Annotated in this window: 14 protein-coding genes; 3 read left to right on the top strand and 11 right to left on the bottom strand. The window is 42.1% G+C overall.

Annotated features, from left to right (window positions below):
• Positions 1-92 precede the first annotated feature (92 nt).
• The 6 genes from manZ to ACUYLD_RS02750 form a co-directional block, all read right to left on the bottom strand.
• Positions 93-917: a PTS mannose transporter subunit IID gene (manZ, locus tag ACUYLD_RS02775; RefSeq protein ID WP_446674368.1), complete on the bottom strand. Its 825-nt coding sequence runs from the start codon at positions 915-917 to the stop codon at positions 93-95.
• Positions 918-945: 28 nt separating this feature from the next.
• Positions 946-1,716: a PTS mannose/fructose/sorbose transporter subunit IIC gene (locus ACUYLD_RS02770; RefSeq protein WP_446674367.1), complete on the bottom strand. Its 771-nt coding sequence runs from the start codon at positions 1,714-1,716 to the stop codon at positions 946-948.
• Between the two features lie 39 nt (positions 1,717-1,755).
• Entirely contained in the window at positions 1,756-2,238 is a 483-nt protein-coding gene (locus ACUYLD_RS02765; RefSeq protein ID WP_250261910.1) for a mannose/fructose/sorbose PTS transporter subunit IIB, read from the bottom strand.
• 1 nt (position 2,239) lies between these two features.
• Positions 2,240-2,659 (bottom strand): PTS sugar transporter subunit IIA, encoded by a 420-nt coding sequence (locus ACUYLD_RS02760; protein WP_013309476.1) that lies wholly within the window; start codon positions 2,657-2,659, stop codon positions 2,240-2,242.
• Between the two features lie 200 nt (positions 2,660-2,859).
• Positions 2,860-5,640, bottom strand: a complete 2,781-nt coding sequence (locus tag ACUYLD_RS02755) for a sigma-54-dependent transcriptional regulator (protein ID WP_446674366.1) — start codon at positions 5,638-5,640, stop codon at positions 2,860-2,862.
• Between the two features lie 49 nt (positions 5,641-5,689).
• The gene (locus ACUYLD_RS02750; protein WP_250261912.1) at positions 5,690-6,511 is read right to left on the bottom strand and encodes a Cof-type HAD-IIB family hydrolase; all 822 of its coding nucleotides are present in this window, start codon (positions 6,509-6,511) and stop codon (positions 5,690-5,692) included.
• Between the two features lie 274 nt (positions 6,512-6,785).
• On the opposite strand from ACUYLD_RS02750, the gene rpoN reads away from it, so the two are divergent.
• The gene (rpoN, locus tag ACUYLD_RS02745; protein ID WP_446674365.1) at positions 6,786-8,168 is read left to right on the top strand and encodes an RNA polymerase factor sigma-54; all 1,383 of its coding nucleotides are present in this window, start codon (positions 6,786-6,788) and stop codon (positions 8,166-8,168) included.
• A gap of 220 nt (positions 8,169-8,388) precedes the next feature.
• Here the strand turns inward: rpoN and ACUYLD_RS02740 are convergent, their stop codons facing one another.
• Complete coding sequence (locus ACUYLD_RS02740; RefSeq protein ID WP_061831444.1) at positions 8,389-9,357, bottom strand: LacI family DNA-binding transcriptional regulator; 969 nt, start codon at positions 9,355-9,357, stop codon at positions 8,389-8,391.
• Positions 9,358-9,699: 342 nt separating this feature from the next.
• On the opposite strand from ACUYLD_RS02740, the gene ACUYLD_RS02735 reads away from it, so the two are divergent.
• The gene (locus tag ACUYLD_RS02735; RefSeq protein WP_446674364.1) at positions 9,700-10,425 is read left to right on the top strand and encodes an AzlC family ABC transporter permease; all 726 of its coding nucleotides are present in this window, start codon (positions 9,700-9,702) and stop codon (positions 10,423-10,425) included.
• A complete protein-coding gene (locus ACUYLD_RS02730; protein ID WP_165176085.1) occupies positions 10,422-10,745 on the top strand; it encodes an AzlD domain-containing protein in 324 nt (107 codons plus the stop codon). Before ACUYLD_RS02735 ends, ACUYLD_RS02730 begins: the two co-directional genes overlap by 4 nt.
• Before the next feature lie 43 nt (positions 10,746-10,788).
• On the opposite strand, the gene ACUYLD_RS02725 is transcribed toward ACUYLD_RS02730, so the two are convergent.
• From ACUYLD_RS02725 to ACUYLD_RS02710, 4 genes are all read right to left on the bottom strand, one after another.
• Positions 10,789-12,522 carry an ABC transporter ATP-binding protein gene (locus tag ACUYLD_RS02725; protein WP_446674363.1) on the bottom strand — a complete coding sequence of 578 codons (1,734 nt, stop codon included), beginning with the start codon at positions 12,520-12,522 and terminating at the stop codon, positions 10,789-10,791.
• Between the two features lie 154 nt (positions 12,523-12,676).
• Positions 12,677-15,778: a lantibiotic dehydratase gene (locus ACUYLD_RS02720; protein ID WP_446674575.1), complete on the bottom strand. Its 3,102-nt coding sequence runs from the start codon at positions 15,776-15,778 to the stop codon at positions 12,677-12,679.
• A 127-nt stretch (positions 15,779-15,905) separates the two neighbouring features.
• A complete protein-coding gene (locus tag ACUYLD_RS02715) occupies positions 15,906-16,583 on the bottom strand; it encodes a winged helix-turn-helix domain-containing protein (RefSeq protein WP_446674362.1) in 678 nt (225 codons plus the stop codon).
• Positions 16,584-16,632: 49 nt separating this feature from the next.
• Positions 16,633-17,895 carry a lanthionine synthetase C family protein gene (locus tag ACUYLD_RS02710; protein ID WP_446674361.1) on the bottom strand — a complete coding sequence of 421 codons (1,263 nt, stop codon included), beginning with the start codon at positions 17,893-17,895 and terminating at the stop codon, positions 16,633-16,635.
• Positions 17,896-17,954 lie beyond the last annotated feature (59 nt).

Here is a 17,954-nt window from a genome sequence, read left to right as displayed (position 1 = left end):
TTAACTCTATAGTTCAATATCTTATGTTTACGCTGCTTTGGTCACAAAAATCCGACAAAGTCCGGCCAAGGATGACTCCCTGACCGCACGTTTTAAGCCAAAACACCAAATGCGTACCCAATAATGCCTACTGCGAATAAAGCAAAAATCAGAGCGATTGCGTTCACTTTCTTTTTCAGTAGCCTCATACATAAAAAGGTCAATAATAGTGGTAAAAGTCCAGGCATCAATTGATCCAAAATCATCTGAATGGTCGTAATAACCTCTTTTCCATCCGTTCCCACATATCTTGATACCACCAGCGGCACATTCAGGGTAGTCCATTTAGAAACAAGTGCGCCCATAACGAAAAGCCCCAGTATGGAGGCTGACTCCGTGAGTTTTTGCAACCGGTTTCCCGACATATCGGAGACAATCTCCGTACCTTTGTGATAACCGTATTTCAGACCGTACCATTTCGTTGCCAAGCGTGCAGTGTTAAAGAGAAGGAAGAAAAGAACCGGTCCGACAAGGCTGCCGGATAAGGCGATTGAGGCTCCGAGAGCAGCCAGAACCGGACGTAAAGTCCCCCAGTAAATGGGGTCACCCACTCCCGCAAGAGGTCCCATTAGACCGACTTTGACTCCACTTATGGTCGCATTGTCAATCGGCTGGCCGCTCGCTTTCTGCTCTTCCATCGCAGCCGTTACACCCATAATAGGCGCCGAGATAAACGGTTGAGTGTTGAAAAATTCCAGATGTCTTTTCAATGCCTCTTTTTGATCTTCTTTCTTGCTGTACAGCCGCTTAATCGCAGGGATTAAGGTGACACAGAAACCGATCGACTGCATTCGCTCAAAATTGAACGAGCCTAACAGGAAGCATGAACGGACAAACATCTTATTTAAATCACTTCTAGTCAGCTTCTTTTCTTTCATAGTGCTCTCCTCTCCCTTCAGGTAGTTACTATAACTCTTCAATTTCTTCCATCTTCTCATTACGCTGGTTGTATTTTGGGCTCAACTGGATGTAAAGCAGAGCCAGAACCGCACCAATGACCCCAAAACCAACCAGATTAATGCTGGTAAAAGCTGCAATGACAAAGCCCAGAAAGAAGAATGGCATCAGGTATTTGGCTGCCATCATATTAATGACCATCGCATACCCTACGACTACGATAAAGCCGCCCGCAATTTGTAGTCCTCTTGTGATAACCTCCGGAATTGCGTTAAGCATAGCAGTCACCAGGCCCGTTTCTGCGGCAACTGCCACCAAAACAGCGGGCAAAGCAACGCGCAGACCTTGCAAAAGTAAGGCAATAAAGTGACATAGCTCAATTCCTTTGAAATTTGCAGATTCCGCATACTTATCAGCTAAATGCTGGAAGAAGACAGTAATCGTCCTGACAAAAATGGTAAGCACTTGTCCGGCGGCTGCAATTGGAATCGCAACGGCAATTCCGGCGCCGATCGATTGATGGCCGACGATGACCAAAATGGTTGAAACCACGCTGGCTAGAGCAGCGTCTGGTGCTATGGATGCTCCTACATTCATCCATCCTAAAGCCATTAATTCCAGAGTACCGCCAAGTATAATGCCAGTTTTGAGATCGCCAAGGACAAGGCCAATCAACGTACACGCAATCAGAGGACGATGGGTTTGCCCTTCATCTAGAACGCTACCCATGCCACATATGGCCGCTACCAGTGTTACCATCACAATTTGAAAAACAGTCATTTCTATAACTCCTCTCTAGTTGCCGCCTGGTATTTACGATCACATATCCTGCAGTTTGGTAATCATGTTGATTTTCGGATCACTGGCTACTTTTCTGATTTCCAGCTCAATGCCTTTTTCATGCAGCTTACGAAATGCATCTACATCCTGTTGGTTTACGGATACCGCCCCGGTAATCTGCGTCTTTCCTTCCTTAAAACACATTCCTCCAACATTCACCGAGCGGATGGGTACTCCCCCTTCCACAACCCGCAGTACATCCGTAGGGTTGGTAAAGAGAAACAATGTTTTAAAATCACTGTATTTGGGGTTATTATAAGCCTCTATCGCTTTGTTAATCGTTACGACATACGCCTTAATTCCAGGCGGCGACACCTGAAGCAATAAGGTTTTGCGTAATGTATCCGCTGCGACATCATCGCTAACGGCGATAATCTTATTGCACTTCGCTTCTTTCACCCAAACGGTCGCCACCTGACCGTGAATCAGACGGTCATCAATACGAACTAATGCAATTTCCATTCTATAATTCCTCCTCTAATTGACTGTTTCGAATGGCACGAAAAGACATCATGGAATCGTGCCCTGCATGGATCGCTAAATTTACCAAATTCTCCACTTGTTCAATTCCTCTGTTTGCAAGAAGGTCAACGATCATTGGCAGGTTTACTCCTGTCACAATATCCATTTTTTCATGGTTAACTGCAATTCGGCTGGCAGCATTATAAGGACTGCCGCCGAATAGATCAACAAGGAAGATAACACCGTCCGTCCAATCCAGCGATGCCAACGCAGCCTTATATTTCTCTACAAGTCCGCTGACACTTTCACCTGGTTCAAACGTAACACCTGCCACATTATCCAATTGGCCGAAAACCATTTCTGTTGACCTCAGTATTTCTTCAGAAAATTTCCCGTGTGTCCCAACAATTACACCGATCATCTGTCTCACCCCCTTTTTTTCTCTCCACATATCTATGATGCAAGTTCTGTGCCAAACTTCTGTATAGATCAGAGGAAATTTTGTAAACAACAAAAAAACCCCCGTTGCGTCGGAGGTTTTTTTCCAGTCTGAACAGATCATTATTTATCAATCTCCACTGCTTTCATACACATATGAAAGCGTTTTATACTCTTTGGCCATTACTGTGGAATAAAGTTATATACTTCGCTCAACATTTCGCAAATATAATATTTTTCGTCTTCAGAAAGTATAAGATTCATACCAGAAACAAATATGCTGCATGAACGGTTTACCACCTCGAATATGTGCTGGTCGAGCTGTTTCACTTCCCCCTGATAAACAAGTCCATCGCGAATAACCATACGTTCCAGCGCATAAGCTGTGTGAGTAGAAATTTGGACTTTTGTTGCATAATCAAATTTGACTTCTAATCCAAGTTCCAGCTCTTGCACAAATCTCATCACCATTCCCAGAATTTTGTGGGGATTCAAATAAGTCATAAATTCTTTCAGACTTTCCTCGCATAACTCCCTGACGACTACACTTTGATCCACAGCAGGGATCTGCTTGTTATTCAGCAGTAGCTCTCTCAATGTCTGCTCACCGCTCGCTTCAATCAGCTTTTCCAAGGGAATAAACGGGATTTCCGGCTCGCTTGGCCGTTTTACTCCAATCACGGCAAGAATGGTTCGCTTAGACCGCATATCCTGGACCACTTTATCCAACTCTCTTACGTTTGCCGGGACAACCAGTATCTCCTCATCCGTCAAATCGCAGACAACTTTCTCTACAAACTCTTTCAATTTGACCGCTGCACCTTTGCCGGAGGAGCAAACCGTCACAATTGCCTTATGAACTACTTTCACTGCGGCGCTGCTATTGTTATATCCCCTGAAATCCTTTAGCGATTGGTATATCTCCTCTATCCCCATGTCAAAAACACTGGCCTTTCGGACAGCCTCCAGCGTGAGCGGAGTTGAAACCATATCAATAGTCTTTACATTGATTCCAACACGTTCCATAATAGTTTCTTCAAGATTGAGCAAAGAGCCCATATCAACCAGCAGCAACACGCCTCTACCACGGTCAATGCTCTTTACTTTATCGATAATAAGCTCCAAAATTTCCCTAGGACTGACATCGAGGGGCATATCAACAGCACAAAGATTAGAACTGCCCAGCAAGCTGTCTACGACGCCGACGATGCTGCTCGCTGTACTGGTACCGTGTGCTGCCACAATAATTCCCACACTACCCTGTCGTTCTTCCTCAACAGATTTCAGAAGAATCGCCATATAAGTTATTTCGGCCTCCGGTACATGTACACCAAACTTAGTCTCGATCAAACTTTTGATAGTCTGGGCCAGTCTGTACTCTTCATCATGTTCATTCATCGGTTCATAGATTCGTGCATCACCGTATTTTTTCTCTCTGGTGCGCTTGAAAAAGGCGCTTAAATGAAGACTGAAAGCATACACGAATCTCTCACTGTAAATTCGGTTTAGTTCCTTTTTGGCCATTTCCTTAATCTGCTCGGAGAATTCAAGGATGTCTTTGTTCACAATTTTCAGAATTCGTTCCCTGCTCCCCTTGGTGTTATAAAAACGGTTATAAAAGCTTTTAATATGGATATTGACATCCGTAGCAATAAATCTGTGGATGTAGGCGTCGTCGAGCCCTTCTTCCTTCAGCATGCCAATCTTGTCTTCAATTAATTTGTAAAGGTTAAACGGCAGCTCGGAAACAACCTCTTCATCCAAAGCTTTTCTTCCTTCTGGAGTAATGTATAGGCACGAGGAAATACATCCGATTTCCTTCATCTTATATTGCGTTTTATCAATATTAAACAAACCATCTCGGATATTTCCCGGCAGGTTTTTAAAATCAAGTCCTATTTCTTCTTTGTTTTCATGTATGCTGTTTAAAAAACCTTTAGCGCATACCAGCTGGATGTTCGACTTTAACTGGCCGATATTGCCGTAGGTGACGCTGCCGATCAGTGCTCTTACTACCTCTGGTTCAATCCTAATCGGCTTGTTTACCCTATTGGCCTCGTTAGCAAACAAATACTTCAAAATCAGCATTTGCTCCTCAATAGCACGTTCCTGAAGGGAAGGGATATTGATCGTGATGGGTATGCGCCTAATGAAGGTTTTCAGCATGGATGATCCGGGATCTTCCGTCGTAGCTCCAATCAATAACACACTCGCATCTCTTTTTCGATCCGTTTCGCCCAATTTGTTATAGGTGTGAGTATCCATGAAATAGAAAATCATTTCCTGGCCTTCCGGGGGTAAACGGTGAATCTCATCCAAAAACAGGATGCCTCCGTCAGCTTTCTCCACCAGCCCTGCTTTTTCATGATCAGCGCCTGTAAACGCCCCTTTAACGTGACCAAAGATGTGGGAAAGTAACAAGTGGGGGTTATTGAAATAATCAGCGCAGTTAAAAACGATAAATGGCGCATGCTCTGAAAACCGCTTCATATATTTGCCATAATGGTACATCAACCTGGCAAACATAGTTTTTCCAACACCCGTCTGCCCGACTATCAGGGTATGCAGACCTCTAGGAGGATACAGAATCGCTGCCTTCCCCTGCTCAACCTGGTTACGCATGCTGCCCCTGAAACCGATCAAAGCATGGAACGGATCGACCTGTTCGTCAGGCAGCAATACCTCTTTGATGCTTTTGACCTCAATTTGTTTCTCTTTCAGCCGAACCTGAAAGGTGTCCTCGATAATCTGCTTGTGCAGAAATCTGACCGGTCTTCCTTTGATTTTAAGGATTAGATCGTCACGCAGCAGATTATTCAACTCTTTGCTCACATTGTTTCTCAACATCTTTTGATCATCAGCAATTTCCGCAGCCGTAATCCCTTCCCCCGCAAATAAAGCCTCTTTGGAAATTTTCTTGGTGCTTTCGGCAATATACTCTAAAATCTTATCTATTCTTTTCACCTGTATTCCTCCAGCCTGAATCAGTCATTGGAAATTTATTCCAACCCGCTTATTTAGGGAACAGAATATGGTTTTTCAGCGCATGAGCTACTCCATCCTCGTCATTCGAGAGAGTAACGGTGTTGGCAGCAGCTTTGACCTCAAGGGGAGCATTTTCCATGGCAATGCCAAGTCCCGCAAAGGCCAGCATGTCGATATCATTGTAGTTGTCACCCATAGCCAGACAATCGCTTTGTTTCAGTTGGTACTCTTTTAGCAGAATTTGAATGGCTGCCGTTTTGGAAGCCTTTTTTGACATGATTTCCAGATAAGTAGGCTTGGATAAGTAGAGATTTACTTCTTCGCCGTATAGGGGTCGCAATACTTGAAGGACGCGTCTGATCTCTTCGGGATCACCCATGCACAAAATTTTACTGGTTCCATCAGTCTCTTCCCTCCAACCACTGGTAAGCTTAGAAAAACTATAAATGCGAGGCTCGATATTGGTGATGTCACGTTCTTGAAGCGCCCATGCATCCAATTGCTCAATATACCACTCATCATCCTTATACAGGCTTACGTGAAGATCATAGGCAGCCAGGCTGTCAAGCAAACACTGTGTCATTTTCTTATCTATATAACGGGTGTTCAGCTTGTTCCCGTGTTTATCTATAACAAGTGCCCCACTGTAGCATATGAGAGGCTCAGAAATACCAAGATGATTCTGCAATGGAATAATTGCTTTTGGCATTCGCGCAGAGACAAGAACCACTGGAATCTGCTTATCATTTATAACCTGGAGAATGGTTTCTTTGGTTGCTTCCGTGATTTGATGCGCCGAGTTAAGCAGCGTCCCGTCAATATCAATGCAGACAATTTTATAAGTTTCCATAAATGATTCCTCCAGCTCCAGTGTATTTTGTTATTCAATGAATGAGTATACAAGAAAGATAGTGTATATAACCAAAAATACAACACACATAATAACTGTTACTTATTACGACAATCTTTGGCTTGTTTATGAATCGTTTCTATCAGATAAAATTACTCGGTAACGTTAACATCTAGGCAGGAGAATTGCATAGGCTTAGAGAAGTAGATCTTTCATAAATGACTGACTGTGAATTTGTACCGGAAATGTATGGAAAAGGAGTTTGAATAAGTCAATGATACGATATGGATTACAACAGGAACAAGGATTCAAGCTGGTTATGACGCCCGAATTGCGACAAGCAATCACGATCTTGCAATATTCTTCGGCTGATTTAATATCCTTTCTGCATGAACAGGCGAACAATAATCCAGTCATTGATTTGCAAGAGTTTAATATGTCCATAGGCAGTATCAAAGAAGAAGCAGAGCGGTTTTCACAGAAAGATCAAGGAGATCTGCTTGAACATTATCGTGGCGGAGAAAAATATCCATCGGTCCAGCGAGCAAACCCCGTTACATTTCTGGATTTTGTCCCCAATCCGAATGATACCCTGTTTGAACATCTGAACAGGCAGCTTGGACTGGTATGTGGGCTTACAAATTCACAGCGTATGGTGGCACGGTACCTCATTGGCAATTTGAACGAAATGGGATATTTAGAACTTGATGTTCCAACGGTCGCCTCACTATTGGACGTTCCCATAGCCGAAATTGAGGATATGCTCTTGGTGATACAGAGTTTTGATCCACCGGGGATCGCCTCTTACAGCTTGGAAGAATGTCTTCTTCTCCAGCTCCAGCTTGCTGGCATGGATGATGAATGCATAGTCAGAATGGTAAGCAACCATCTGGCCGATCTGGCGAACAATCGGATACAAAAAATTGCGGATGCTCTTGAAATCGGTAGGCAAGAGGTTATACAGATGGCCGATCGAATTCGCAAGCTAAATCCATGCCCGGGCGCAGCATTTGCTCATAAAGAGCAGCAATACATCATAGCAGATATAACGGTCGAAAAAGCCAACGGGGAATATCTTGTCCTGATTAATGACATTAGTGCGCCGCGGGTTGAGATTAACCCTTTTTACCGGCAAATGATGCAGGATCTACCGAATAGTGAAACCAAACGTTTTATCCATGAGAAGATGAATACGGCAAAATGGCTGGTCAATAGCCTGAAGCAACGTCGGCTGACCCTTCTACGGGTTGCCAAGGCCATTGTGGAAAAGCAGCAGGATTTTTTTGAGCATGGCGTGTATTTCCTCAAACCAATCACCCAAAAGGAGATTGCCGATAAGACGGGCTTACACGAATCCACGGTCAGCAGGGCGGTCAGTAATAAATTTATACAGACGCCTCGCGGATTGTTCGAGCTCAAATTTTTCTTTACTTCCTCCTTGACGTCAGCGGACGGAGATGCTGCTTCATCGGAGAGTGCAAAAAAGCGTATCAAAAATTTGATAGATGATGAGGACAAGCAAAAACCGTTATCGGATCAGGCTATTACTACCCTACTGGGAAAGGAAGGTTTGCATCTATCACGCAGAACCGTGGCGAAATATCGGGAAGAACTGAGATATCTTTCTTCTGCCAAAAGAAAAAAGTTTGAAGTTTGAATGTTTAAGGAATAGTCGCGTTTGATCCGGTTCCATATTTTTCGATTTGGCTTGATCCTGAATGATCCGACTCGCTAGTTCTTGAATTCACCATTACACCTTCTTTCTTGAACTAGGATGTTTTCACTTTTAAAACGTTTCCAATTTGATGTGAGAAAAACATCAGTTAGTAGATCCATACTATGAATCGACCGAATGAGCTAATATTTTTACAATAAAATCATGTAGTTTCGCCTTGCTTGAAGACAACGGGGAGACGATACACTTGCTGATCTAAAGTCTCACCTTCGATTTTCTTATAAAGCAGTCTGATTGTCATACGTGCCATCTCCTCCACTGGCTGCCTGATTGTAGACAATATCGGATGAAAATAAGGATGGTCCTGAATCCCGTCGTAGCCGATAACCTTTACATCCTCTGGAACGCGAATGCCCTCCCTGCGTGCTCTTTCTATATAGTTGGCGGCTAACATATCGGTAATAGCAAAAATGCCGTCCACATCGCGATGCTCATTTAGGAACTCGTTAAAATAGGCATCGTCGTCCACTATAGGGTCGGGCTTCTCGTAGATTACATAATCGACTCCCAATGTTTGCGCCTCATGAATGAAACCTTTTCTCCGATTCATGGTTTCACTGAAAATGGAAGTGACGCTTCCCATAAAAGCCGGTTTCTGGGCCCCCACTTTAACAAGCTCCCTCAAAGCCAGACGCCCTCCCTCATAATTATCGGAGGTCACACAAGTAATTTTTTTGTTGAAGTGCCTATCAATACTTACAATCGGAATGTCATTGCTTACGCTATTTTCTATATCATTGTAAGTAATGCCGACAATACCAGCCACTTTGTTTTGCCGTAGCATATCCAGATAATACAGTTCTTTTTCGGGCTTGCCGCCGCTATTACACAACATGAGCTTAAAGCCTTCCTGATCCAACTCATCCTCAATGTAATAAGCCAGTTCAGAAAAAAAAGGATGCCAGATACTTGGAAGCAGCAAGGCTACCATCTTGGATTTCCTCATCTTGAAATTTCGAGCGACTTCATTAGGAAAATAATTCAGTTCTTGTATAGCTTCCTCCACTTTTCTGCGTGTATCTGGTTTTACAGAGCCCGAGTTGTTAATAACTCGGGATACAGTTCCTACAGCTACGCCAGCTAAGCTAGCTACATCTTTAATACTTGGCATCGGCATCTCCCTCCCCCTATCTCTCTTTATGAAAATTATAATAACACTAAGATGGAAACGTTTCAATTTTGTTGATGCTCTTTTTTCGCTGAAGCTCTTTATCTTCCTTACCGGGCTGAAGCACCAGCGCGGATTCCATTAGGTATACGTCCTTGTCCTCTACATCTGTTCATATTCATCTCTATCCTTAGGGTCAAGTTCTAAAAAACAATAAAATAAACATTCTCCCTGTGTGTTCGCTATACATATTATTCAACATAACGTACAGACGTATAATATATTGATACTTTACAACTTACGTTATATACTATTATAAATTTATACACTGGGGGTAAGGTTAAAATGTCCATAGCTTCGGAGTTGAGCGAAACGAAGCCCGATTCACTCAGCTTTTTACACGGGGTTAAAGATTGTATTCCTACATTGCTCGGTTATGTATGTATTGGGTTCGCGGCAGGCATTGTGGGTGCCTCATCAGGGGTTAGCACCATGGAAATTGCCTTCATGTCGGCGCTTGTATACGCCGGAGCCTCTCAGTTTATTATGTGCTCGATGCTGGCTGCAGCCAGTCCTCCATCCGTCATTATTTTAACGACATTCATTGTGAATGCTCGTCATCTGCTGTTAAGTGCGTCGCTGGCTCCTTACTTTTCTAAATATTCATTGTGGAAAAACATAGGCATCGGCGCTCTTTTGACGGACGAATCCTTTGGAGTAGCGTCGGATAAATTGGCTAAAGGCGGGCAGGTCAGTGACCGCTGGATGAACGGGCTTAATATTACAGCTTATCTCGCTTGGATTGCATCCTGTGTGGCGGGAGGGGTTCTCGGGAACTGGATTTCCCGGCCGGAGGCTTTTGGTCTGGACTTTGCCTTGCCTGCGATGTTCCTTGCCCTGCTTATTTCCCAGCTCCAAAGTGTCCAGACCTCCAAACTCAAGCATCGTCTGCTGCTTGTGCTATGTATGGCTGTTCTGATGTACCTTTTGTCCTGGTGGGTGCCATCACATATCTCCGTCATTGTAGCAACCATGATCACCGCAACGATTGGAGTGTTAACCGACAAATGAGCATTAATCCCAATGTCCTGTATATCATTATCGGTGCCATGATTGTCACGGCGATCCCAAGGATCATTCCTTTTGTCGTGCTGCAAAAACTGGCGCTTCCCAAGCCAGTGCTACAATGGCTTTCCTATATTCCCATCTGCATATTCACAGCCCTCGTGATGGAAAATCTGCTCGTCCGAACCGAATCCTCAGTCACTCTTAATGGGCAAGTACTTATGGCTGTCTTTCCTACGCTAGTGACCGCCTTGTGGAGCAAAAACCTGCTGGCTACCGTCGTTGTCGGTATTGTGAGTATGGCTGTAGTTCGACTATTGTGGTGAAGATAAAAATGCCCTCCTACAATAGGAGGGCATCTGCCATTTCTTATGATCCACCTGTCGTCCTTACTAACGAGGGTGACAGATCTTCTTCCTCAAAACCACGTTCTCGTTGTGAAAGATACGAGGAGGCTTGAAGCCTGAACATTTCTGCATACACTCCGTCTATATCCATTAAGCGTTCATGGCTACCTGCTTCTACAATTCTGCCCTCCTCCATTAAAATAATGGTATCCGCCATACGTGCGGAGGACAATCTGTGGGATATAAACACTCCAATTTTCTCATGAATAAGCTGATCAAACTTTTGAAAAACCTCTTTCTCCGCATGTGGATCCAAAAAAGAGCTCGGTTCATCCAAAACATATATATCGGCATTTCTCATAAAAGCCCTGGCTATTGCAATACGCTGCCACTGTCCTCCAGATAGCTGCTGTCCATCTTCAAACCATTTTCCAAGCAAGGTATTCATTTTATCAGGCAGGCCGACTATCAAATCTGTAATTCCCGCCTTATCTATAGCTGTCCAAATAGCCTCATCATTTTCTCTGGAAGCCACATGACCAAAGCCTATATTATCTCTAACAGCCATCTCATAATGTACAAAATCCTGAAAAACAACGCCTATCTTTTCTCTAAAGATGTCTTTATCCAATTCATGTATAGAGTTTCCATTAATTAGGATTTCTCCTTCAAAATCGGAATACAAATGAGTTAGTAACTTCACGATCGTTGATTTACCCGATCCATTTCTCCCTACAATCGCCAGCTTCTCTCCTTGATGTAGCTTGAAGCTAACATTAGAAATGGCATTCTCCTCCGTGTTCGGGTATCTAAACGATACATTCCGAAATTCAATACTATGAATAGCGGACAAAGGCAATTGCTGAACCGTTTTTTGTATTTTTGCCTCTTCCGGCATATCTAAAAAATCAAATAGCTGCTTGATATATAAATTATTTTGACACAAGCTTAAAATCCCTTGTACAATGCTCTGCGATGTTGACTGAGTTAACGTGATACCCTGAATTAAGCTCACCAAGTTCCCCACTAAAATTTGACCAACATAAGTGGCTTGTATGGCCATGAAAATAATAAATGCACACGCACCCTGATTTACAATCTGAAATACAAGAGAAGTATAGGATCTACGAACCGCTAGCACTTTATCCTCGCGATAAAACCCTTCGAGTATCGTTTTGTATCTTTTTCGTAGATAGTCTCCCAGTTGAAATATTTTCACTTCTTTAAAACTATTATCTCTTGTCACTAAAAACGACAAATACCAGGATTCACGTTGTCTTCCTGCTCTTTGAAAGTGAACATTAAATTCTCTTTGCCCGATACGTAAAAAAGAATAGAATGACAAGCATGGAATGAGAAAAATGAATAAGAATGCCCACCATCTCCATGCGATAAGAATCGCACCCGTCGAAAATAAGGTTACAACACTGCTAATAATAGCAAGGATTTGAGTAAATATTTCAAACGGCCTAAAATCTGCCTCTCCCTGAGCACGTTGAAGCATATTTTGCACATCTGCATCCTCAAACGACTGCAAAGACATCTTTTGTGCTTTTTCAATAATTCTGATATTTACCTGGTTTGATAGCCGGCTTTGAAACATTTTACGAAAAAAGCTTTCGCCAATATTGATCAGATCGTACAGCAAATTGACACCGATTAAGACGCCAAAAGCTATAAATACAGGTTGAAAGCTTCCCCCTGACGCTCCCGCCACGACACTGTTAATTAATTCTCTCGTGGTTAAAAGGATCACAGCAGGAATTGCACCCTTCAACAAATTCGTAATGAGTATAGCAATCAAAAAGGAAGGATGTGTGTCCCAAAGCAGTCTGAATATACGAGGCCAAAATAGAAAGGTACGAAATATATTTTTATAGGACAAAGAGATCAGGTCATTGGTTTGTCCATTAGACTGTGACATAGCTTACCCCTTTCCTATGCAACAGGTTAGCTACTGTATGCTTAGCTAAAGCCATACATTTTATTTCTCGCTCCCTATTTACACCAAGCAGACGATTCAAATGCATATGAATGATACTGCCCAAAATATCATCAGGATGATTGGTAAGCTCGTGATTATTTTTAGCCAGGATTATCGCTTGAGCATACTGCTGAATCATAGTCTGTCTTTTTTCTACAAGTGCTAAGAAAGCAACCTGTGTGGCCGTATCTGCTTGTCCAATCCATTTATAATTCGCTTCTACAGTGGTAATCAATGTTTTTTTGACATCCCTAAACGCCTTCATATGAGGCTTGCAATCAATTCTCTCTTCTAGCCAGCTCACTTGCTCCTGAATTGTTAAGCCAAAACCACTCAGATAATGAATAATGTTAATCACAGCCGCTATCTCTATGTCCAGATTGAAAGCATTAGAGCGAATTCCCTTCATATAGGCGATGACCCATTGACTATCCACGTCAAAAACCTGTTCTGCCAGCTCCATAAGTGTCTGTCCTCCATACCTCTCCAATTCAGGATGGTATGTATCTATGACCATATTCGTAATTATCCCCTCTTCACGCAACTCGGCTGCCCACTGATTTAATTGAGGCAAGCCAACAAGCCATAGCTTTTCTGGTTCTCCCTGAAACCGTAGACGGATATGATGTTCAGGATCAACGTATCGTAAAAAGTAAAATTTTCGACTCCAATCCTTAAACCCCGGCTGTTTTAAGAGATGCCCTAGGCTTAAGCCTACCAGGTCAGTCTCTCTTTCCTTGACTCCGTACAATTTAAGGTATAGCCACTCCCCTCCTGGAAATATGCCTCTATGAATGCTGGAAGAAGTATGAGCAATGAAGTTTGGAGAATCAATATGATTTTGTGAACTAGGGATACTCGGTTTCACCTTTATTTTTTTCTTCTTTAGTGGAAACACAAATTCCCCCATATATCTTCCTGCTGTCCCCTGTAATGGGGTATGGAAGGGATTACCCAAACACTCGGTAAGAAGAAGCTCCTGTCCTTCGCGTATCTTGCTCACCTCACGTAGCAATTCTTTGATATGGAAGAGGTTGCATAGGTCTAATAAAAGGCGATTATCCCCCATCGTTAGGTAAACATAGCGCGGTACATTCCATTGTTGTCTCCACACCTGGAAAAGTTCTTCGCCTGCTTTGGACTCGCATGATTCTGAAATATTCAATGAAGCTTTGCTCAGTTTCCACTGCGCAGCACTAATAATGATCTTTTTATATACTAGTCTTGGCAAAAAAGGGGACTGCTCTAATGGCCCCCAGTCAAAATAAGACCACGTACCAATCTCTTTATTAGTAATATCCGTTAGAAATCTGAATATATGTGGTGAAAGCTTGTAATTCAGCATGTGTGTTTGCAAGGGGATTATTTCCTTACCCAAACGTCTGGACTTGACATAAAAACGATCATGAGTAGCACCCACCACTAAATCATCAATACAAAGCGTATGGTCCTCATCTTTAGAAGACGTGGTTCCCGATACAATCTCATATTCCATTAAATTTTTGCTTAATGAGATGTTGGATATTTTCCCCTGTTCCGGCATAAAAACCATCTCTGACAATAAGGCATCGGGATGAAAGCATCGGTGATGATCATATATTTCAGATAATTTTTGTACAAACTCCTCACTAAACATATCCAGAAAACGTCCAAAGGTTTTACCCGCTCTATTCGAGCCAGCACTGGCTCCAAGTAAAAGCGAATAATCTCCAGAATCAACTTTTTCAGGAGAATCAGCAAATATACTATAATAGATCTCCATTGACTCTGGGGAAGTGTCGTAGTTATCAGAAATCATCAGTTGCTCTAACTGTTCATCTGTAAGGGCGAGTTCTATTTCATGATTAGAAATGGCATTCGAAACCCATTGAAAGAGAACAGCGTTGCGTTTAAATGCCTCCATGCCCATTGATTTTTTTTCATTTGAACGATACATTTCCGGTATACCCAGACCCCAATCCTCATCAAACAGTTCATGAATAGGAACCTCCTGATACACACCGTACTTTTCCAAGAAACGATTCAAATATTCAGCCAATTCATCCGTTTTGGGGGATGCATACAATTTGCACATGACTTCAGCCCCTAATGAAACCTCATCAAGCACATGTTTCGGCAGCGTTACTTCTTTATCCAATTTAACATCAACTTGTACAGGTGTTTTTACAGAAATGATATCCAGCATTTTGTCACATAATTTCCGGTAGACCTTCTCTCCTTCTCCAATCGTGCATTGATTATATTGAAGTAATAAAGCATCAATTTCGTGTAAAATGTGAATCCAAGGATCGGAAATATCCAGTTTTTTAATTTTTTCGAATATGTAATGAAAGGGTGAATGATCCATTAATGGAGGTCTAAGCTCGCTCAAAATAAACTCTTGTTCTACTAGTTGCTGCAAATAATCAGCTATGATTTCCAAAGTAGCGTCAGGGAATGCCTTTAATAGTATTTCTTTGAGTTCCATCACTCGAATTGGATGTTCAGCAGCTTCAAACGTCATTCGAACAACGTCAGTAAACCGAATGGAATTAAAATTTTCTGCCGAATCATCAGCTTCTGCTGCTCCATGCTTAGGTCGGAATGATAATTTGGCTCGATTTCCTTTGATCATAACCGTTTTGTTTAGGAAGACCTTTAGTTGATTAAATATGGCCGGATCAGCTTCTATTTTTTGAATCAGTTTATATATCCATTCCATGTCAGGTCTGGCTCTCTTCAGATGCTTAGGATAGCTACCAATATCCAGATCGGTAGTCTTCCCGCAAATTCCCTGCCCCACTCCTGAAAACAACCCAAATGGAGTCGTTCGGGTAGTCATCCGAATAAAATACCGATAAAAGCTGTTCAGCGTCTTCTCATACTTTTGTAGCTCTCCTTTATCATCCAAAGCATGGCCATCTTTCAAGTAATGTAGAAACTGCATTAGGGACGGAGAGGCTAATGATATGGCTTCTTGAACAACAGCTTCTTGGGATGCCAACTTTAATCGACGAGTTATTTCCTCCAAAGTAAGCTGGCTGTCCACATTTTGATCCGAAAACACCTGAAAATATCGGTCTAGCGGTAGTAATGGAGCTCTGATTAGAAAAAAATCACATGCACTAAACCATCTTTCATCCCGATCTCTCACTTCATTATGTAGTTTATGCGCATCAGTGTAATGCAGTTGTCTCTTCACAACTGACCACCTCCAAGTTTTTAGGAAATATATTCAACTTGTAACCGATTCCATGACATGTTACCAGAATTTTTGGATGACTTGGATCATCTTCTATTTTCTCTCTCAATTTTCGGATGTGCACATACACCGTATTAGACGTAGTAAAAGCATCCACTCCCCAGACTCTGTCTATAATGTGATCAATCGTAGAAGCACACTCTTTTGTAGTAAGAAGATACATTAATAATCGGAATTCCATCATAGTCAGCATATGCTCATGCCCTTGCTTCCAAATAACCTTTCCAGTAGGATCAAAAATGACATTGGGTGATAAACTAATAGCCTGCTGTTCTCTTTCCATTCCATATTCAGATGAAGCCATTGAAAACAATTGTTTGAGGAGATCCAATTGCCGTTGATCATCACTATGATAGGAAAGAAAGATAAATGGAACCGTAAATTTTTCTTTAATGCTGTGCCAGTAAGACAAGTCCTCTAGCGTTACATGATCCTGATTCAAAGCTACACCGATACACTGCTCATCAATCTCCGGTAGAGCCTGGTAAAGCGAATCATAAAACATGATTCGAATGTTTTCTGGAGTGCTTAAAGTCTCAAAAAAATGCTTAATCTTCCTAAAAGATGATATAACCATAAATTTTTGTTTCATCTAATCCCCCCAAAACCAATGCTTCAGATAAAGCAATAAGGTAGCACCCTTAAGAAATTAGAAACAATTCACTCCATCTCCCTGAATATTTAAGATGTTCTTTCCCAATTCCATAGTCCAGCAAACTTAACGCAATCCCTGTTGCTCCTTGCAGTATTCCTACATTATGAACATGAGTTGTCCCCTCCAAATCCTGGTATCCAAATGGGAGCTCTTCATCGTATAAATTTACTAACTTTAAAGCTATCTGATCGGCAAAGCGTAACGCTGCTAGATTATCGGTTAAGTTATAGAATCTATGAGCTATATGAAGCAAACCAGCCAACCCGTGACAGAAAGTAGGGGATAGCGCATTTAGTAGCTCATCATCTAAGCAAAATATGGATTCCATAGCTTTTTCCGCTATCTTTTTCCATTCTTCATTACTGCACTCAATTCCTGCTCTGAGTAATGTCAAAGCTATTCCAAAGGTTCCATGACACCAGCCTTCAATTTCTCTCATCCCTACTTTTTTCACTCTCTTGTTCATTGAAGGCGCTTGAGAGTTTACAGGCCAATACCAGCCATATTGATCCTCCTGAATTTGAATAAGCAAAAAATCGGCTATATGTTTTATAGCCTCTTGTAATCCTTCAACTTTGATCTTTTTTTGTAGGGCAGTGACAAGCAGTGCAAGTATTCCGGTGATACCGTGCGCCAAACCTAGATGGATTGAAGCCGAATCTTCCCTTGACGACAAATGTATATATTCAGGTATAAAGTGCGTAATGGTATCTAATAATTGACGGGACAGATCACACATCGTGTTGTCTTCAGTAACCTCCAGTGTGTATCTGCCCACTCCAAGCAGTCCATTGATGATATCCATTTGGGTACTGAACTCTGTAGTTGTACCAATTACAGGTAAATCTCCCCACTTTACTTCAATATACTTATTAAGCTGAGAGATTAGTTTGTTATAATTAGCTCTGTTATTGGAAGCTAACAATATGCCATAAGCTACTCCGGTTGTTCCATAATAAAGAGAAATACGAGGCAATAATAATAGAGAGTTAGCATCTAAGTACCGTAACTGACTATGCACATGCTCTGCCCAATTTTGATCAGGCTCCAGGTAACCCCATTCAGACAACAGCACTAACACACCCGGAATTCCATCGGCAAGCGAGCTAGGATTCCAAGGGGACTTTCCACGTGAAGGTGAAAGGTTGTTTGTATGATTAACTATCTTTTCTGTATATGATAGGTCTATTAGCTTTTGTGCTATATACTTACTGATTTCAACTGATCTCCCCTTCAAATCTTCAGCCATAGATCCTTCCCTCATTTTCATAACTGGAAAAGACACGGTTATAGAAACCGTGCCTTTTT

The organism is Paenibacillus sp. SER-28 (genome assembly GCF_052906305.1).
The sequence above is the reverse complement of the archived record's forward strand: the minus strand, read 5'-3'. Positions and strand labels throughout refer to the sequence as shown.

Bases quoted from the DNA above. Each gene is read 5' to 3' on its own strand.
- manZ (WP_446674368.1), bottom strand. From the start codon at position 917: ATGAAAGAAAAGAAGCTGACTAGAAGTGATTTAAATAAGATGTTTGTC.
- ACUYLD_RS02770 (WP_446674367.1), bottom strand. From the start codon at position 1,716: ATGACTGTTTTTCAAATTGTGATGGTAACACTGGTAGCGGCCATATGT.
- ACUYLD_RS02765 (WP_250261910.1), bottom strand. From the start codon at position 2,238: ATGGAAATTGCATTAGTTCGTATTGATGACCGTCTGATTCACGGTCAG.
- ACUYLD_RS02760 (WP_013309476.1), bottom strand. From the start codon at position 2,659: ATGATCGGTGTAATTGTTGGGACACACGGGAAATTTTCTGAAGAAATA.
- ACUYLD_RS02750 (WP_250261912.1), bottom strand. From the start codon at position 6,511: ATGGAAACTTATAAAATTGTCTGCATTGATATTGACGGGACGCTGCTT.
- rpoN (WP_446674365.1), top strand. From the start codon at position 6,786: ATGATACGATATGGATTACAACAGGAACAAGGATTCAAGCTGGTTATG.
- ACUYLD_RS02740 (WP_061831444.1), bottom strand. From the start codon at position 9,357: ATGCCAAGTATTAAAGATGTAGCTAGCTTAGCTGGCGTAGCTGTAGGA.
- ACUYLD_RS02735 (WP_446674364.1), top strand. From the start codon at position 9,700: ATGTCCATAGCTTCGGAGTTGAGCGAAACGAAGCCCGATTCACTCAGC.
- ACUYLD_RS02730 (WP_165176085.1), top strand. From the start codon at position 10,422: ATGAGCATTAATCCCAATGTCCTGTATATCATTATCGGTGCCATGATT.
- ACUYLD_RS02715 (WP_446674362.1), bottom strand. From the start codon at position 16,583: ATGAAACAAAAATTTATGGTTATATCATCTTTTAGGAAGATTAAGCAT.
- ACUYLD_RS02710 (WP_446674361.1), bottom strand. From the start codon at position 17,895: ATGGCTGAAGATTTGAAGGGGAGATCAGTTGAAATCAGTAAGTATATA.